The following is a 15,798-nucleotide window of genomic DNA, read 5'->3' on the forward strand; positions in this document are numbered from 1 at the left end:
ATATATATCATAATTCCAATTCAAAGAAAAAACAGCATTCCAGGCGCGATCCCAGACTGCCATCCCAGACATGCACAGGCTGATGGCAACTGCACAGCAATCGCTTGGCCCGAAGCTGGTCAGACGCAAGACCAAATGAACGACTTAAAAAAATAGGGAGACATCCGTGAAACATCCTAATCTTCGTAAAACGCTGCTTGGTCTTATGACCGGCGCAACCATTCTGGCCGGTGCCGGTATCGCGCACGCGGCCGACATCACCCTTAAAGTCAGTCACTATCTGCCGCCAAGCCACGGCTTCCAGAAAGACTTCCTTGAAAGCTGGGGACAGCAACTGTCGGAAAAAACCGGCGGCAAAGTCGAAGTCGAGATCTATGACGCCACGTCGGCCTTTGGCAAAATCGACCGTCAGGCCGATCAGGTCCGCGCGGGCGTTATGGATATGGCCGTGGGCCTGAATGGCATTCCGCGTGACCGTTATCCGGCTGCCTCGGTGATTGAACTGCCGTTTTTGGTGAAATATGCCGATTCCGGGTCGGAAACCCTGTGGCAGCTTTACAAGGAAGGCCTTCTTGGCAGTGACTATCAGGACTTCAAGGTCCTTGGCCTGTTTACCCATCCGGGTGGCCTGATCCACACCCTTGATACACCGGTCAGATCGCTTGATGACCTTAAGGGCCTGCGTCTTCGCACGCCAAGCCCGGCGATTTCAGCAATGCTGGAATCCTTTGGGGCATCCCCGGTCGGACTGCCGCCCTCGGCAATTTACGAAAACCTTGAAAAAGGCAATATCGAAGGTCTGGTTGCCACCTGGGATCTGGTCAATGCGGTCAAGGCCAATGAACTTTTGAAATATCACACCGATGCCGCGGCCTATACCGCCGGCTTCTATTTCGTCATGAATCAGAAAAAATATGACAGCCTGCCCGACGACGTGCGGGCCGCAATTGACGAAATTTCCGGCGATGTCCTTGTCGGGAAATTCGGCGACTGGTGGGACAAATGGGAAGCCGTTGGCAGGGCTGATGCGGAAAAACACGGCAATGAAATCATCACGATTGATGACGCCACCCGTGCCGAATGGCAGGAAGCATCCCAGCCGATGATCAAGGAATACCTTGCCAGCCTGAAGGAAAAAGGCGTTTCAGATCCTGAGGCGATCTATGCGCGCGCGCAGGAACTTATCGCGGAATTTGATGCCAAATATCACGCTGGCGACAAATGACCCAGCCGACTGAAAACTTCGGTGGATCGCGGCTTTATGCCGCGGTTCACCGCACTGACCGCTTTATGAACAGACTGACCGACATTCTGGCTTTTGTCGGCATGGCCGCACTGATCGGTGCGATTGCCATTGTGGTTGTCGATATCATCTGGCGCCGCATTGGCGGCCAATCGATGGTGGGCGCGGTTGACCTGACCCAGTTTTGCGTCATGGCGGCGGCATCCTGGGCGATCCCCTATGCGTTTAGCGCCCATGCCCATGTCACGGTCGATCTGGTCGGCAAGAACCATCTTCGCTTCCTGTTTCGCATCATCGACACCCTGATACCGCTTCTGTGTGCCGGGTTGATGGCGTTCCTGTTTTATCTGTCATGGGGACGCGCGATGGAACAATGGAGCTATGGCGACGTGTCGCAGAACCTTGAGATCCCGATGATCCTGTTCTGGGGCTTCCTTCTCAGCGGCATGGCGATATCGACCGTGGTCTGTCTTGTCCATTTTCTGAAAATGCTTTTAACGAACGAGAATAACTGATGGCGACGGAATGGGCGGGATTGATCGGGTTTGTTGCAGCACTTGCACTGGCCCTGTTGCGCGTACCGGTTGCTGTCGCGATGGCGGTGGTTGGTATTATCGGAACGCTGCTTTTGACCGACTGGATGTCGGCAAGCTATGTGATGGCAAGCCTGCCGTTTGAGGCGATTTTCCCCTATGGCCTTTCGGTGGTGCCACTGTTCATTTTTATGGGCGTGTTCGCCTCACACTCCGGCCTTTCAAGCAACCTGTTTCGTGGCATCACGGCGTTCTCCGGACATCGTCCGGGCGGACTTGCCGCATCGAGCATCGGGGCCAGTGCGGTGTTTGGCGCAATTTGCGGATCGTCGCTTGCGACCTGTGCGACCATGGGGCGGGTAGCACTGCCTGAAATGCGTCAGCGCGGCTATGCCAAGAGCCTTGCCGGGGCATCGATTGCGGCGGGTGGCACGCTTGGCGTTCTCATTCCGCCATCGATCCTGCTGGTGATTTACGCGCTGATGACCGAACAATCGATTGGCGCGCTGTTTGCCGGTGCGATGATCCCCGGTCTTTTGGCGACGGTTCTTTATATCGCCTCCATCCGTATTCAGGTGATGCACGATCCATCGCTTGCGCCAGTCAGCACTTATGTGCCCTGGCCGCAGCGATGGGGCGCGTTGTTGCAAATGTGGGATGCGGTCCTTTTGATCGCCTTGGTGATTGGCGGCATTTATGCTGGCCTGTTTTCCCCGACCGAGGCCGCGGCCGTTGGTGCGGGGGCGGCGTTGCTGTTTGCCTTTATGCGCAAGCGCCTGACCTGGAGCGTTTTGCGCACCGGTATTCGCGAAACAGCCGGCATGACCGGGATGATTTTCCTTATTCTGGTGGGGGCAGCACTTTTTAATTTCTTCATTGAAACCAGCGGACTGACCCAGACCTTGGTCGACTGGATCACCACACAGGGCTATTCACCGCTTGTCGTTTTGATCGCCCTTCTGGTGTTTTATGTCGTTCTCGGGTGCTTCATGGATAGCCTGTCCATGATCCTTCTGACCGTTGTTCCGGCCTATGGCGTGATTACCGGGGTTGGATATAACCCGATCTGGTTTGGCGTTGTTCTGGTATCGGTTGTTGAAATCGGCCTGATTACCCCGCCGATTGGCATGAACCTGTTTATCATTCAGGGCGTTTCACCGGACATGAAGATCACCACCCTTGCGCGCGGCATCCTGCCATTTCTGGCGGCTGACTTTGTGCGGGTGATCCTGATGATTGCAATCCCGGGTCTGGTTCTGTGGTTGCCGCATTTGCTGGGATTTGGCGCCTATTGATTGGCACAGCGTTTTAAACAAAGCCCCGGAACAGACAGAACCTGTTCCGGGGCTTTTGATTTTCAGACGTTAAGACCGTTTATTCGGCGGCATCCACCTTGATCACGCCACGGCGGATCTGGTCTTCTTCGATGCTTTCAAACAGGGCGCGGAAGTTCCCCTCGCCAAAGCCTTCGTCGCCTTTGCGCTGAATAAACTCAAAGAAGATCGGGCCGATCACGGTTTTCGAGAAGATCTGAAGCAAAATCTTGGTCGTGCCACCATCAACCACACCTTCGCCGTCAATCAGGATGCCGTGGGTTTTCATGCGTTCAATCGGCTCGTCATGGCCGTGCACGCGTTCATGCGATTTCTCGTAATAGGTTTCCGGCGGGCCGGGCATGAATTTCAGATCATTGGCGGCAAGCTTGTCGGTGGCGTCATAGATGCCGTCCGTGCCGACTGCGATATGCTGAATGCCTTCGCCCTTGTATTTGCGCAGGTATTCTTCGATCTGGCTTTTATCATCGGTCGATTCATTAAGCGGAATGCGGATCTTGCCACAGGGGGATGTGATCGCGCGGCTGACCAGACCGGTGATTTTACCGGCAATGTCAAAGAAGTGGATTTGCTTGAAACCAAACAGATCGCGATAGAAGTCCCACCATTTATCCATATTGCCGCGATAGACGTTATGGGTCAGGTGATCGAGGTAATAGAAACCAACACCTTCTGGCTTCGGATCGCGTTCGCCCAGCCAGTCAAATTCCGCGTCATAGGCCGAACCGGTTTCACCATATTTATCGACGAAGTACAGCAACGACCCGCCAATGCCGACGATGGCCGGGACATCAAGCGTCTTGTCATCCCCGGTATAGGGTTCCGCCCCCTTTGACACCGCATGATCAAAGGCATGCTTGGCATCGACCACGCGCCATGCCATCGACGGCGCACAGGGGCCATGTTTCTCAACGAACTTCATGCCGTGGGAGGATGGCTCGGCATTGAGGATGTAGTTGATATCGCCCTGACGCCAGACGGTGATGTTTTTGGTTTTATGTTTGGCAACCGGGCTGTATCCCATGCGAGTAAACAGGGTTTCGAGTTTGTCGGCGTCTTCATGGGCGAATTCAACGAACTCGAACCCGTCGGTTCCGGCCGGGTTTTCATCGCTAATGGTTGCGCGCGGGGCATCATGCGGGAACGGACCCATCGGAAGTCTCCTTTGATTGGCACATTCGAATGATTGGAATTATTCGAATTCTTGTTATGTTCCAATCGTGCGCCAAACCGCGTGCAACGTGCGTGCATTTACGCTTGCGTTTCGGGATTCTTTGCATACATCATGCATTAAACAATCATTTGGCGCGTGAAATATGCAACTTGATCGACTGGACCTTAAGATACTGGCGGAATTGCAACGCGACGGCCGTCTGACAAACAACGATTTGTCCGAACGCATCGGCCTTTCAGCGTCACAATGTTCGCGCCGCCGTGCCCGCCTTGAAGACGACAAGGTCATTCGCGGGTACAGGGCCGATATTGACCGGCAAAAGATGGGCATGGGCTTGCTGGTGGTGATTTCGGTGACACTTGCCACCCATAACCGCGACAATGCCAAACGGTTTGCCAGACTGTTGGCGGATTTGCCCGAAGTGTTGGAGGCGTTTTCGCTGACCGGGGAGATGGATTACCACCTTAAGGTCGCGACCAAGGACCTGGCCGCACTTTCGCATTTCGTCAATGAGGTGCTGTTGCCCCATGACTCGGTCCAGCATGTGAAGACATCGATTGTGCTGAATGTGCTTAAGGATTTCGAGGGACTTGCCGTCGATCCGGATCTTTGAGCCATAACAAGGGAAAAGGCCGCGCCCGTAAGGCACGGCCTTACCTGTCCCGAAACTCCCCTTACAAAAAAGTTTCGGTGACGCCCCCCTGTATTGAGGGTCAGGACCCATCAATTTGATTTAAATGGCAGACGTTATATTTGTGAAATCCAAGGAAAAGCCCGCAGGGCGGGTCGGTATCCCGCACAAGGGATTTGACGCCGGAGTTTGCAAATATAACGTCTGTCCTTCGGATTAACCGGATTTGCACGGGCTACTTTGTCGTAAAACCTTGAAAGATAAATATCTTTCGGCGGCTTTGCTCCGCGTATCCGCACAAATCCGGTCAACCATTAAAACCAAATTGATGGGTCCTGACCCTAATCACTAGATGGCAAGGTACTGATCGCGCAGTTCCTCGTTATCCAGAACAGCCTGCGCGGTCCCGTCAAAGACGATCTCGCCGCTATCCATGATAATCGCGCGGTCGGCCAGTTTCAGGGCTGCAATTGCGTTCTGCTCGACAATAATCGTCGTAATGCCGAGCTTCTTGACGTTTTGCAGGGTCTTTTCAATTTCCTGAACAATGACCGGTGCCAGACCTTCATACGGTTCATCAAGCAGCAAAAGCTTGATGTCACGGGCCAAGGCACGCCCGATCGCCAGCATCTGTTGTTCGCCACCGGAAAGGGTGATGGCTTCCTGTTCCGCCCTTTCACCAAGACGCGGGAACAGTTCATAGATGCGCTGGATCGACCAGCCATGCGGCTCGGCAATCTGGGCCAGCTCAAGGTTCTGCTGAACCGTCATGCCTGGAATGATGCGCCGATCTTCGGGCACAAGTTGCAGACCCAGACGGGCCGCCTGCCAGGCCTTCATTTCGTGCAATGGCTGGTGATCAAGCCAGATTTCACCATGCTTGAGTTCCGGGTCGCCCATGCGGGCGAGCGTGCGGAGCGTTGATGTCTTGCCCGCGCCGTTACGCCCGAGAAGGGCCAGAATTTCGCCCTCGCGGACGTCAAAGGACAGCCCCTGAACGATATAGCTTTCGCCGTAATAGGCATGGATGTCATAGACCGAGAAAAACGCCGGATCTCCACCCTGTTTACGGACGGGTTCCTGTTTTGGCAAAGCGTTCATACCGTTTCCCCTCCGAGATAGGCTTCCTTGACCCGTGGGTCGTTACGTACTTCTTCCGGCGTGCCTTCACAAATGATGGCACCCTGGGCCAAGACGCTGATGCGATCGGCAAGACTGAACACAACATGCATATCGTGTTCAATGATCACCTTGGTCATGCCGCGTTCCTTGATCCGTTTGAGCAGATCAATCGTGCGGTTGGTGTCATGACGCGACATGCCAGCAGTCGGTTCATCCAGCAGGAACAGTTTCGGCTGCTGGCCAAGGCACATGGCAAGTTCAAGACGACGTTTGTCACCACGCGACATCGAACCGGCAAGATGATCCTTGTGCTGAAGCAAGCCGACATCTTCAAGAAGGTGTTCAGCATGTTCGCGGACTTCTTTTTCCGCAAACAGGCTGCTGAGGAAGTTCATCTTGAAAATGCCTTCGCGCTTGGCAAAGGCCGGAACCATCACATTTTGCAAAAGCGACAGTTCCGGGAAGATTTCCGGCGTCTGGAAAACACGCGCGACACCAAGTTGGTTGATCTCGTGCGGTTCCTTGCCGGTCAGGACCTGATCGCCAAGCAACACACGACCGCGGCTTGGTGCCAAGCGTCCGACAATCACGTTCAGCAATGTCGATTTGCCTGCCCCGTTTGGCCCGATGATCGCGTGCACGGTGCCTTCCTTGACTCGAAGGTTGATATCGGAAAGCGCCTGCAGACCGCCAAAGTTCTTGTCGACGTCGGTGACGTCAAGAATGTATTCGGACATGGATCAGACCTCCCCCGCCGATGTTTGTTCTTTTTCTTTGGTTTCGTGGGCTTCGGACTTCGGCTCGGCCTTGTCACGTCTGGTAACCAGGCGCGTCAGGCGCGTGATACCTTCCATGATGCCACCGGGCAGGAAAATCACGATCAGCATGAAGACAAGACCAAGGGTCAGGTGCCAACCTTCGCCGACAAACAGGCCAACCACCGATGCCACAGGATGGGCCAGCCAATCGGGCAGGAAGGAAAACGCATTGAGCAACACGGTATCGTTAAAGGCCGAGAAGATGTTCTCGAAATACTTGATGATACCAGCGCCCAGAAGCGGACCAATCAACGTACCAACACCACCAAGGATCGTGATCAGGACGACCTCGCCCGACGCGGTCCATTGCATGCGCTCGGCCCCGGCCAGCGGATCGGTTACCGCCAGAAGCGAACCGGCAAGACCGGCATACATGCCCGAGATGACAAAGGCGGTCATCAGATATGGACGAGTGCTGAACCCGGTATAACCCATGCGGTTCTGGTTCGACTTGATCGCGCGCAGCTTAAGCCCGAACGGCGAGCGGAAGATGCGCAAGTAAATGAAGAACGAAATCAGCATCAGGGCGGCACAGATATAGAAGCCCGAATAGCCGATGCCTTCGATCCCGAACAGGTTCGGGGTCGGAAGCGATCCGTCATCGACGATGCCCGACATCCGATCCAGAACACGCGGGTCGGCCTGTTCAAGCTGAAGCCCGGTTTCACCATTGGTGATCGGGGTCAGAACCGAATAGGCGAGGTTATAGGACATCTGCGCAAAGGCCAGTGTCAGGATCGAGAAGTAAATCCCTGAACGACGCAAGGACACAAAGCCGATCGCGAGCGCAAACAGCCCCGAGAGAACCGTACCAAAGATCATGGCCGGAATAACGTTCATCGACAAAAGCTTGAACGACCAGACGGCGGTGTAGGACCCCACACCCAGGAAGGCTGCGTGGCCAAAGGACAGATAACCGGTCAGACCAAACAGAATGTTATAGCCGATGGCAAAGATGCCAAAGATCATGAACTTCTGCATCAGGTCGGGATAGGCCGCCCCGAAGGGCTGCAACCACAGCGGCATGGTCAGGACCACGGCCGACAGGATGGCCATGAAGATCAGATCCTTCTTGGGCGAGACGATTTTTGTATTTGACATTATTAGCTCTCCATCACGCCCCGGCGTCCCAACAGACCGCGCGGACGGGTCAGCAGAATGACGACGGCAACAAGGTAGATGATGATCTGGTCAATGCCCGGGAAGATGTCTTTTACCTCGGTCATGGACGAGAAGGACTGCAAGATCCCCAGCAGGAAGCCAGCGGCCACCGCACCGGGCAAGGAGCCCATGCCACCCACAACAACCACGACAAATGACAGCACCAGGAAGTCCATGCCCAGATGGTAATCCGGGGGCAGAACCGGCGTGTACATCACGCCTGCCAGACCCGCGACCACGGCCGCGATGCCAAACACAATCGTAAAGCGACGTTCAATATTGATGCCCAGAAGTTCGACCGTTTCGCGGTCGGCCATCCCGGCGCGCACCACCATCCCGTAGGTGGTGAAATGCAGGAAGGAGAACACAAGACCGATGGTGATCAGCGAGAACGCCAGATAAATCAGACGCCACCACGGATAAACCACCGCTTCGCCCAGACCAAAGATCGCACCAACGGCAGCAGACCCGGAAACGATATCCGGTGCGCCCTGCGGGATCGGGTTTGCGCCAAAGGCGGCCTTGACCAGTTCCTGAAGCACGATGGCCAGACCAAAGGTCACAAGAATCTGTTCGGCGTGAGGACGCTTGTAGAAATGCCGGATGAGGGAGCGTTCCATGACAATGCCGATGAGCAACATCACCGGTATTGCCAGAATGATCGATAACGGCACCGACCAATCAATGATCGCCGTGCCGGTATCGCCAAACCACAGTTCGAGGTAGGGCGTTTCCTTGTAGGCGTCAAAGAAGGTAACCGACTCATCCTTGACCTTGACCGAAAGGGTCAAAAGTTTTTCGAGAGTTACCGCGCAAAATGCGCCCATCATAAAGATGGCACCATGCGCGAAGTTCACCACGCCAAGCGTGCCGAACACCAGGGTCAGGCCAAGCGCAATCAGTGCATAGGCACCGCCCTTGTCCAGACCATTCAGGATTTGAAGAAATATAGCGTCCATCAGATATCCGCCGCGTATTCGTAAGGGACTTAGTCAAAAGTCGTACAGGCCGAGGCCAGAGGGCAAACGGGCCGACCATTGGGAGATGGCCGGCCCTGCTTGCATCAATTTGGGTGCATCAGACTTGATACGGACCCAGTTCACCGCCGAACATGTCGGCCGGATATTCGACCTGTGACCGCGGCACTTCCTTGACGACTTCAAGAAGGTCGAAGTTGGACTGCGGGTTTTCTTTACCACGCACGACCAGAACATCCTTGAAGCACTGATGGTCTTCTGCACGGTACAGGGTCGGGCCATTGCCCGCGCCATCGAACTCGAAACCTTCGAGCTGCTTGATGACTTCCCAAGGTGCGAAGGTACCGGCCAGTTCGCAGGCGTTTGCATAAAGCAGCGTCTGGACGTAGCAGGTATGTGCAGCCTGGGACGGCGGGAAGCCGTATTCCTGACCGAACGATTTCACGAAGGCCTGCGAACCGGCATCCTGAAGCGACCAGTGCCAGTTGGTGGTCCCAAGGATACCTTTTGCAGCTTCGCCAGCACCCTGTGCCATCAGTCGGGAATAGAGCGGAACAACGATTTCGAAGTTCTTGCCATTCACCTGCTTGTCACGCAGACCGAACTGAACGGCCTGGGTCAGGGAGTTGACCATGTCCTTACCATAGTGGTTCAGGATCAGGACATCTGCGCCAGAGTTCAGAACCGGGGTGATGTACTGGGAGAAGTCACCCGCACCAACCGGGGTACGTACCGTGTTGACGGTTTCCCAACCGATATTCTCGGTTGCGGCCTTGATCGATTCTTCCTGGGTCCAGCCCCAGGTGTAATCGGCCGTCAGGTGATAAGCGCGGCGTTCTGCGCCATACTCGTCGAGCAGAACCGGCGCGATCGCCTGACCGGACATGTAAGCGTTGAAGAAGTGGCGGAAGCCATAACGCTTTTTGTCTTTGCCGGTAGTGTCGTTCGAGTGGGTCAGACCCGCCATGAAGATGACGCCCATTTCCTGGCAAAGACCCTGCACGGCAATTGCCACACCAGAGGACGAACCACCGGTGACCATCGCCACATTGTCTTTTTCAATCATACGCTTGGCAGAAGCACGCGCAGCATCGGACTTGGTCTGGGTATCACCGGTCACGAACTCGACTTTCTTGCCGAGGATGCCGTTACCCTTGAGCTCAAGCGGCTTGATGGTATTGAGCATACCGCCGTCGCCTTCGCCGTTGATGTGCTTGACCGCAAGCTGATAGGCACGCAATTCGTCAGCACCCTCATCGGCATACGGGCCGGTCTGCGGCACGTTGAAACCGAGTTTGACGCTGGCAGCACTGCCCGGATCACCCCGGAAGGTCTGGGCATGCGCGTTCTTGATGAAATGCATCGGGAAAGTGCCGCCGATGAGGGCTGCACCCGTGGTTGCCGCGGATCCCTTCAGGATCGTACGACGAGATACATTTCCGATAAGCTTAGTCTCCGACATGGTTTTCCTCCCCAATGTCTTGGGATCTGTTTCAGAGAAATCTGAGGCCTGTTTTTTGGTTCGTTTTTTTATCGACCTGACAAAACAATGAGGATCATCTGAAAATGAATCAACACCTAGTTGATATAAAAGAACTTTTTTGTAAATATATAGATGAGCTTTGTGAAAATTAGTAAATTCTGTCAACAGGTAAGACTTTAGTATGGCGCGTCAGGCCCCCATCGGACACCGCATTCGCGGACGGCGAAAAGACATCGGGATGACCCAGAATGCCCTGGCGAAGGCTGCGGGTATCTCGGCGTCCTACCTTAATCTGATCGAACATAACCGCCGCTCGATCGGCGGTGGATTGTTGATGCGGATTGCCGAGGCACTGGAAATTCATCCCCATAGCCTGTCAGGCTCCGAGGAAAGCCGGTTACTTTCGGATCTGGCCGAAGTTGCATCCGACCCGGTCTTTCGCACCACCCCGGTCGAAAGCCGCGAATTCCCGGCGATGATTGCCGCCTCACCGGGCATGATCACTGCGTTCTTGTCGCTGTATCGCGCCTATCGCAGCGGTCTTGATGATATTGACGCGCTGTCCGAACGGCTCAGCCACGACCCGTTCCTGACCGAGGCCAGCCATTCGATCCTGACCCGGATTACCTCGATCCGGACAGTGGCCGAGATTTTCGATGATTATGATGATCTGTCACGCGACCAGCGCGCACGCTTTAACGCGACACTGGTGCGCGAATCCCAGCGCCTTGCCGAATCCGCGACCGAAATTTTCAACTTCCTTGAACGCGGCGAGGCCGGCCGCCCGGCTGCCAGCCCGGCCGAGGAAGTTGATGATCTGCTGTATGACAATGCCAACCACTTCCCCGCCCTTGAAGACCACGCCAACAAGATGCGCCCGGTGATTGATCCCGATGGCGGGCTCTATCTGACCGATCTGATCAATTATCTGGAAGACACCCACAACACCCGGATCGAACGCCGCCCGTCCGAGGACTTCCTGACAAGCGGCTATCAGTGGGATGCCAAGGATAATACCCTGCGCATTTCCCGCGCCCTTCCGATCACCTCGGCGCGCTTTCAGGCGGCACGCACCATTTGCCGGCTTGAGGCCGCAGACCCGATCAACGAGATATTGGACCGCGCCCAGATTGGCAGCAAAGCCGGACGGGTTCGCGCATCCGAGGCATTGATATCCTATACCGCCGCCGCACTGCTGTTCCCCTATGACCTGTTTTTGGATGATGCGCGCAGGATGCGCCATGACATCGAACTTTTACAGCAACGCTACGCCGCGAGTTGGGAACAGATCTGCCACCGCCTGACGACGCTTCGTCGCCCGGGGGCCGAAGGCATTCCGTTCCACTTGGTGCGCACCGACATCGCCGGAAACATTTCCAAACGGTTCTCGGCATCGGGCCTGCAATTGCCGCGTTATGGTGGGGCCTGCCCGCGCTGGGTCGTGCATGAAGCCTATACCGCGCCCGAACGCGTCATTCCGCAATTTGTCCGCCTGCCCGATGGCAGTGAATTTCTGTTTGTTGCGCGCGCCTTGCGGTCCGGGGCCGGCGGATATGGCGTTCCGCGCTCGGTTCATTCGGTGATGATCGGCTGCGACACGGCCTTTTCAAATGATGTGGTTTATGGCGACCGATTGTCGCTTGATCGTCCTGAATCGGCGGTGCCGGTCGGGATTTCATGCCGCCAGTGCCCGCGCGACGATTGCGCACAGCGAGCCTATGAAATGGCCGATGGCACGCCGAAAACCGCCAAAAAATGATCTGATGAGGGCTTTCAAGCAACGTCTTATGTATACCACCCCAAAGTAGCATTATCATTCAGCCCGTAAGTCGTTAGGATTGGGAATATAAAAATCCAAAAAATCGGGGAGAACGTCCTTGAATGAGAGACCAAAGGTCTTGATTGCCGAAGACGAGGAAACCATTGTCGAATCACTCAGCTTTCTGATGGAAAAGGAAGGCTATGACGTCAGTGTCGCAACGGATGGCCGTACGGCGATTTCGATGATTGCGCGCGATATTCCGGACATGGTTTTACTTGATGTCATGATGCCCGTTTGCGACGGGTTTGAAGTCGTGCGCGCAGCGCGTAACGATCCCAACACCCGACAAATGCCCATCATGATGCTGACTGCCAAAACCCGCGAAGTGGACCGCCGCAAGGGGCTTGAACTTGGCGTGGATGACTTTGTCACCAAGCCGTTTTCCACACGCGATGTTGTGTCCCGGGTCAAAGCCCTGCTGGAACGTGCGGAAAACTGACGCGTACATTTGCGTTCCCCATCAATGCGCAGGAGGCCCCCATCACACCACCACGCAAACTTACCGAACGCGCCCTTGTTCTGATGCTGGTGGCGCTGTTCATCTGGCTGCCGCCGATTGTGGGGATGTTTTCGCTTGATGGCACGATCCTTGGCCTGCCGATCCTGTTTGTCTATTTCTTTGCCGGATGGGCTATCCTGATTGCGCTGTGCGCCGTTCTGACCCGTGCGCTGCGCAGTGCCGCCCAGATCGAGAGGAAATAGCCCATGCTATCCTCGGAACTGGTCATCCTTGTGTCGCTGATTTATGTCGGCCTGCTGTATGCGATTGCATGGTGGGGCGACAAGCGTGCGCGCGATGGCCATTCCTGGGTCCGCAACCCGACGGTCTATACCTTATCCATCGCGGTATATTGCACGTCATGGACGTTTTATGGCGCGGTCGGAACAGCCGCGCGCAACGGGCTTGAATATCTGACGATCTATCTGGGCCCGACCGTGATCTTTCTCGGCTGGTGGTTTTTGCTGCGCAAGATGTTGCGCATTTCCAAGGCCCATCGCATTACCTCGATTGCTGACTTTATCTCGTCACGTTATGGCAAAAGCACGCAGCTTTCAGTCCTTGTAACCCTGATCGCGGTGATCGGCACCACGCCCTATATCGCGCTTCAGCTCAAGGCGATTGCCACCAGTTACACCGTGCTGACCGGCTGGGAATTCGGCATGGTCGAACCGGTCCGCGAAACGGTCAGCATCTTTTCCGATAGCGGGTTTTGGGCCGCGGTTGGCCTGACCCTGTTTGGCATTCTGTTTGGCACGCGTTTCATTGATGCTGATGAACATCACGAAGGCATGGTTGCCGCCATCGCCTTTGAAAGTCTGGTCAAGCTGTTTGCTCTTCTGGCCGTTGGCTTCTTTGTCTCGTTTGTGATGTATGACGGGCTTGGCGACCTGTTTGCCCAATCAGCCGAAAACGCCGATACGGCAAAGCTTCTGATGCTGCCCGAAGGGGGCAGTTCGCGCTGGCTGACGCTGATGATGCTTTCGATGGCGGCCATCCTTTGTCTGCCGCGCCAGTTTCAGGTGATCATTGTTGAAAATGTCGATGAGCGTCACCTTGCCACCGCAAGCTGGGCCTTCCCGCTTTATCTGCTGGCGATGAACCTGTTTGTTCTGCCGATTGCACTGGCGGGGCTTGGTGCCCTTCCGGTCTGGTCGGACCCGGACTTCTTTGTGATTTCCGTGCCGCTGTTTGAAGATCAATCAATGCTGGCGTTACTCGCCTATGTTGGCGGCCTGTCGGCCAGCACCAGCATGGTGATTGTTGCGACCATCGCGCTTTCGACCATGGTATGTAACGACCTGATTGTGCCGGCACTTTTGCGCATTCGCCCGCTGCGTCTGACCGAACGTGATGATCTGACCGGGCTTTTGATCTTTATCCGGCGGGCCTCTATCGTCGTCGTGGTGTTTATGGGCTTTGCCTATTACCGGTCTGCCGGGGCCAGTGATGCGCTGGCCGAAATCGGGCTGATTTCCTTTGCCGCCATTGCCCAGTTCATTCCGATCATGATTGGCGGGCTTTACTGGAAGGGTGGCACGCGCACCGGCGCGCAGGTGGCCCTTACCATCGGCTTTGCCGTTTGGGGCTATACCCTGTTGCTGCCATCGCTTGCCGATAGCGGCTGGATGGATCCGTCCCTTATTCTCAATGGCGCGTTTGGCCATCCGTGGTTGCGCCCCGAAAGCCTGTTTGGTTTGACGGATTTTGCCCCCCTGACCCATGCGCTGATCTGGTCGATTTCACTCAATACCGCCGCCTATGTTCTGATCAGTCTGTTTACCGAGCCAAGCGCGCTTGAACGTATTCAGGCTACCCTGTTTGTTGATGCCTTTTCCCGCAAGGGGCAGGACACCGTGATCTGGCGATCCTCAGCCTCGGCCAATGATCTTTATGAACTGGTCGAACGGTTTTTGGGCCGGGATCGCGCCTATCAGTCTTTCCGCCAGTTTGATCAAAGCATCGATCCATCCTGGCGCGGCAAGGGCGAAGCCGATGCCGACATGATTGCCTTTACCGAACGGCTTCTGGCGGGCTCCATCGGCGCGGCATCGGCCCGTGTGATGGTGTCATCTGTTGCCAAGGGCGAAATGGTCAGCCTTGATGAAGTGCTTGAGATTTTGGAAGAAACCTCTCACGTTATCGAATATTCCCAGCGCCTTGAAACCAAGTCGCGCGAACTTGAAAAAGCCGCCGCCGAACTGCGTGCCGCCAACGAACGGCTCAAGGAACTGGACCGGCTTAAGGATGAATTCCTGACCATGGTCAGCCACGAATTCAGAACGCCGCTGACCTCGATCCGGTCGTTTTCAGAAATTCTGGTCGACTCCCCGAACCTGGACCCGAAACAAGCCGATCACTTCCTTGAAATCATTGTCCGCGAAAGCGAACGCCTGACCCGCCTGATTGATGATCATCTTGACCTTGCCCGTCTTGAAGCCGGTCATTCTGACTGGCGCGCGGTCGAAGTCGATCCGCGCACGGTACTTGATGAAAGTATCGATGCGGTTAAAGGCCTGTTTGATGCCAAGGGTGTTGTTCTGACCAAGGAATATTCGCGTAATTCGGCGCTGTTGCATGTTGACCGCGATCGCCTGACGCAGGTCTTCATCAATCTGCTATCGAACGCTGCCAAGTTCTCTGCCCCAGATCACCCCGAAGTATCGGTGCGCGGGGAAGCCATGGATGGCGGCTATCTGGTTTCGATCACCGATAACGGCAAGGGCGTTGCCCCGAACGAGCTTGAGATCATCTTTGACAAGTTTTCGCGCGGCGGCAAATACGCCGATGACAAACCCAAACCATCCGGTTCAGGCCTTGGCCTTGCGATTGCCAAGCATGTTGTCGAACATTGTCAGGGCAAGATATGGGCTGAAAGCCCTGCGGGACGTGGGGCAACCTTCCGCGTTTTCATTCCCGGCACCATCATGGAAGCCATCAAGCCCGCCAAACCGGCATCCTTTGGCAGCTAACACCGCCGAACAAATAAGGGCGCGCAAAT

General features: G+C 55.5%; 14 protein-coding genes. 8 read left to right on the forward strand and 6 right to left on the reverse strand.

Features of this window, described 5'->3' with window-relative positions:
• Positions 1-166 precede the first annotated feature (166 nt).
• The 3 genes from FHI25_RS14095 to FHI25_RS14105 are packed head-to-tail and all read left to right on the forward strand — an operon-like array spanning position 167 to position 3,071.
• Complete coding sequence (locus tag FHI25_RS14095) at positions 167-1,225, forward strand: TRAP transporter substrate-binding protein (protein WP_210518790.1); 1,059 nt, start codon at positions 167-169, stop codon at positions 1,223-1,225.
• Complete coding sequence (locus FHI25_RS14100; protein ID WP_008889984.1) at positions 1,222-1,758, forward strand: TRAP transporter small permease; 537 nt, start codon at positions 1,222-1,224, stop codon at positions 1,756-1,758. The genes FHI25_RS14095 and FHI25_RS14100 overlap by 4 nt, the downstream gene beginning before the upstream one ends.
• Positions 1,758-3,071, forward strand: coding sequence for a TRAP transporter large permease (locus tag FHI25_RS14105; RefSeq protein WP_210518792.1), 1,314 nt, complete (start codon positions 1,758-1,760; stop codon positions 3,069-3,071). The genes FHI25_RS14100 and FHI25_RS14105 overlap by 1 nt, the downstream gene beginning before the upstream one ends.
• A gap of 79 nt (positions 3,072-3,150) precedes the next feature.
• Here FHI25_RS14105 and hppD read toward each other — a convergent pair whose 3' ends face one another.
• A complete protein-coding gene (gene hppD, locus FHI25_RS14110; protein ID WP_210518794.1) occupies positions 3,151-4,263 on the reverse strand; it encodes a 4-hydroxyphenylpyruvate dioxygenase in 1,113 nt (370 codons plus the stop codon).
• Positions 4,264-4,426: 163 nt separating this feature from the next.
• On the opposite strand from hppD, the gene FHI25_RS14115 reads away from it, so the two are divergent.
• Positions 4,427-4,897, forward strand: coding sequence for an Lrp/AsnC family transcriptional regulator (locus FHI25_RS14115; RefSeq protein WP_210518796.1), 471 nt, complete (start codon positions 4,427-4,429; stop codon positions 4,895-4,897).
• A 366-nt stretch (positions 4,898-5,263) separates the two neighbouring features.
• On the opposite strand, the gene FHI25_RS14120 is transcribed toward FHI25_RS14115, so the two are convergent.
• The 5 genes from FHI25_RS14120 to FHI25_RS14140 all read right to left on the reverse strand — a co-directional run bounded on the left by FHI25_RS14120 (position 5,264) and on the right by FHI25_RS14140 (position 10,455).
• Positions 5,264-6,016, reverse strand: a complete 753-nt coding sequence (locus tag FHI25_RS14120; RefSeq protein ID WP_008889979.1) for an ABC transporter ATP-binding protein — start codon at positions 6,014-6,016, stop codon at positions 5,264-5,266.
• Positions 6,013-6,774, reverse strand: a complete 762-nt coding sequence (locus tag FHI25_RS14125; RefSeq protein WP_063089072.1) for an ABC transporter ATP-binding protein — start codon at positions 6,772-6,774, stop codon at positions 6,013-6,015. The genes FHI25_RS14120 and FHI25_RS14125 overlap by 4 nt, the downstream gene beginning before the upstream one ends.
• 3 nt (positions 6,775-6,777) lie before the next feature.
• Positions 6,778-7,956 carry a branched-chain amino acid ABC transporter permease gene (locus tag FHI25_RS14130; protein WP_210518798.1) on the reverse strand — a complete coding sequence of 393 codons (1,179 nt, stop codon included), beginning with the start codon at positions 7,954-7,956 and terminating at the stop codon, positions 6,778-6,780.
• Between the two features lie 2 nt (positions 7,957-7,958).
• Complete coding sequence (locus tag FHI25_RS14135; protein WP_008889976.1) at positions 7,959-8,975, reverse strand: branched-chain amino acid ABC transporter permease; 1,017 nt, start codon at positions 8,973-8,975, stop codon at positions 7,959-7,961.
• Positions 8,976-9,093: 118 nt separating this feature from the next.
• On the reverse strand, positions 9,094-10,455 hold the full coding sequence (locus FHI25_RS14140) for an ABC transporter substrate-binding protein (protein WP_210518800.1): 1,362 nt from the start codon (positions 10,453-10,455) through the stop codon (positions 9,094-9,096).
• Positions 10,456-10,657: 202 nt separating this feature from the next.
• Between FHI25_RS14140 and FHI25_RS14145 the strand changes: the two genes are divergently transcribed.
• From FHI25_RS14145 to FHI25_RS14160, 4 genes are all read left to right on the forward strand, one after another.
• Positions 10,658-12,235, forward strand: a complete 1,578-nt coding sequence (locus FHI25_RS14145) for a helix-turn-helix transcriptional regulator (RefSeq protein WP_210518802.1) — start codon at positions 10,658-10,660, stop codon at positions 12,233-12,235.
• 118 nt (positions 12,236-12,353) lie between these two features.
• Complete coding sequence (locus FHI25_RS14150; RefSeq protein ID WP_040823096.1) at positions 12,354-12,737, forward strand: response regulator; 384 nt, start codon at positions 12,354-12,356, stop codon at positions 12,735-12,737.
• 83 nt (positions 12,738-12,820) lie between these two features.
• Positions 12,821-13,000 (forward strand): hypothetical protein, encoded by a 180-nt coding sequence (locus tag FHI25_RS14155; RefSeq protein WP_063089075.1) that lies wholly within the window; start codon positions 12,821-12,823, stop codon positions 12,998-13,000.
• Between the two features lie 3 nt (positions 13,001-13,003).
• Entirely contained in the window at positions 13,004-15,769 is a 2,766-nt protein-coding gene (locus tag FHI25_RS14160) for a sensor histidine kinase (RefSeq protein ID WP_064790731.1), read from the forward strand.
• Positions 15,770-15,798 lie beyond the last annotated feature (29 nt).

Origin of the sequence: Thalassospira sp. ER-Se-21-Dark (assembly GCF_017922435.1) — a bacterium.
Taxonomy (GTDB): Bacteria; Pseudomonadota; Alphaproteobacteria; order Rhodospirillales; family Thalassospiraceae; genus Thalassospira.

Bases quoted from the DNA above. Each gene is read 5' to 3' on its own strand.
- FHI25_RS14160 (WP_064790731.1), top strand. From the start codon at position 13,004: ATGCTATCCTCGGAACTGGTCATCCTTGTGTCGCTGATTTATGTCGGC.
- FHI25_RS14140 (WP_210518800.1), bottom strand. From the start codon at position 10,455: ATGTCGGAGACTAAGCTTATCGGAAATGTATCTCGTCGTACGATCCTG.
- FHI25_RS14120 (WP_008889979.1), bottom strand. From the start codon at position 6,016: ATGAACGCTTTGCCAAAACAGGAACCCGTCCGTAAACAGGGTGGAGAT.
- hppD (WP_210518794.1), bottom strand. From the start codon at position 4,263: ATGGGTCCGTTCCCGCATGATGCCCCGCGCGCAACCATTAGCGATGAA.
- FHI25_RS14125 (WP_063089072.1), bottom strand. From the start codon at position 6,774: ATGTCCGAATACATTCTTGACGTCACCGACGTCGACAAGAACTTTGGC.
- FHI25_RS14115 (WP_210518796.1), top strand. From the start codon at position 4,427: ATGCAACTTGATCGACTGGACCTTAAGATACTGGCGGAATTGCAACGC.
- FHI25_RS14105 (WP_210518792.1), top strand. From the start codon at position 1,758: ATGGCGACGGAATGGGCGGGATTGATCGGGTTTGTTGCAGCACTTGCA.
- FHI25_RS14145 (WP_210518802.1), top strand. From the start codon at position 10,658: ATGGCGCGTCAGGCCCCCATCGGACACCGCATTCGCGGACGGCGAAAA.
- FHI25_RS14130 (WP_210518798.1), bottom strand. From the start codon at position 7,956: ATGTCAAATACAAAAATCGTCTCGCCCAAGAAGGATCTGATCTTCATG.
- FHI25_RS14135 (WP_008889976.1), bottom strand. From the start codon at position 8,975: ATGGACGCTATATTTCTTCAAATCCTGAATGGTCTGGACAAGGGCGGT.
- FHI25_RS14100 (WP_008889984.1), top strand. From the start codon at position 1,222: ATGACCCAGCCGACTGAAAACTTCGGTGGATCGCGGCTTTATGCCGCG.
- FHI25_RS14155 (WP_063089075.1), top strand. From the start codon at position 12,821: ATGCTGGTGGCGCTGTTCATCTGGCTGCCGCCGATTGTGGGGATGTTT.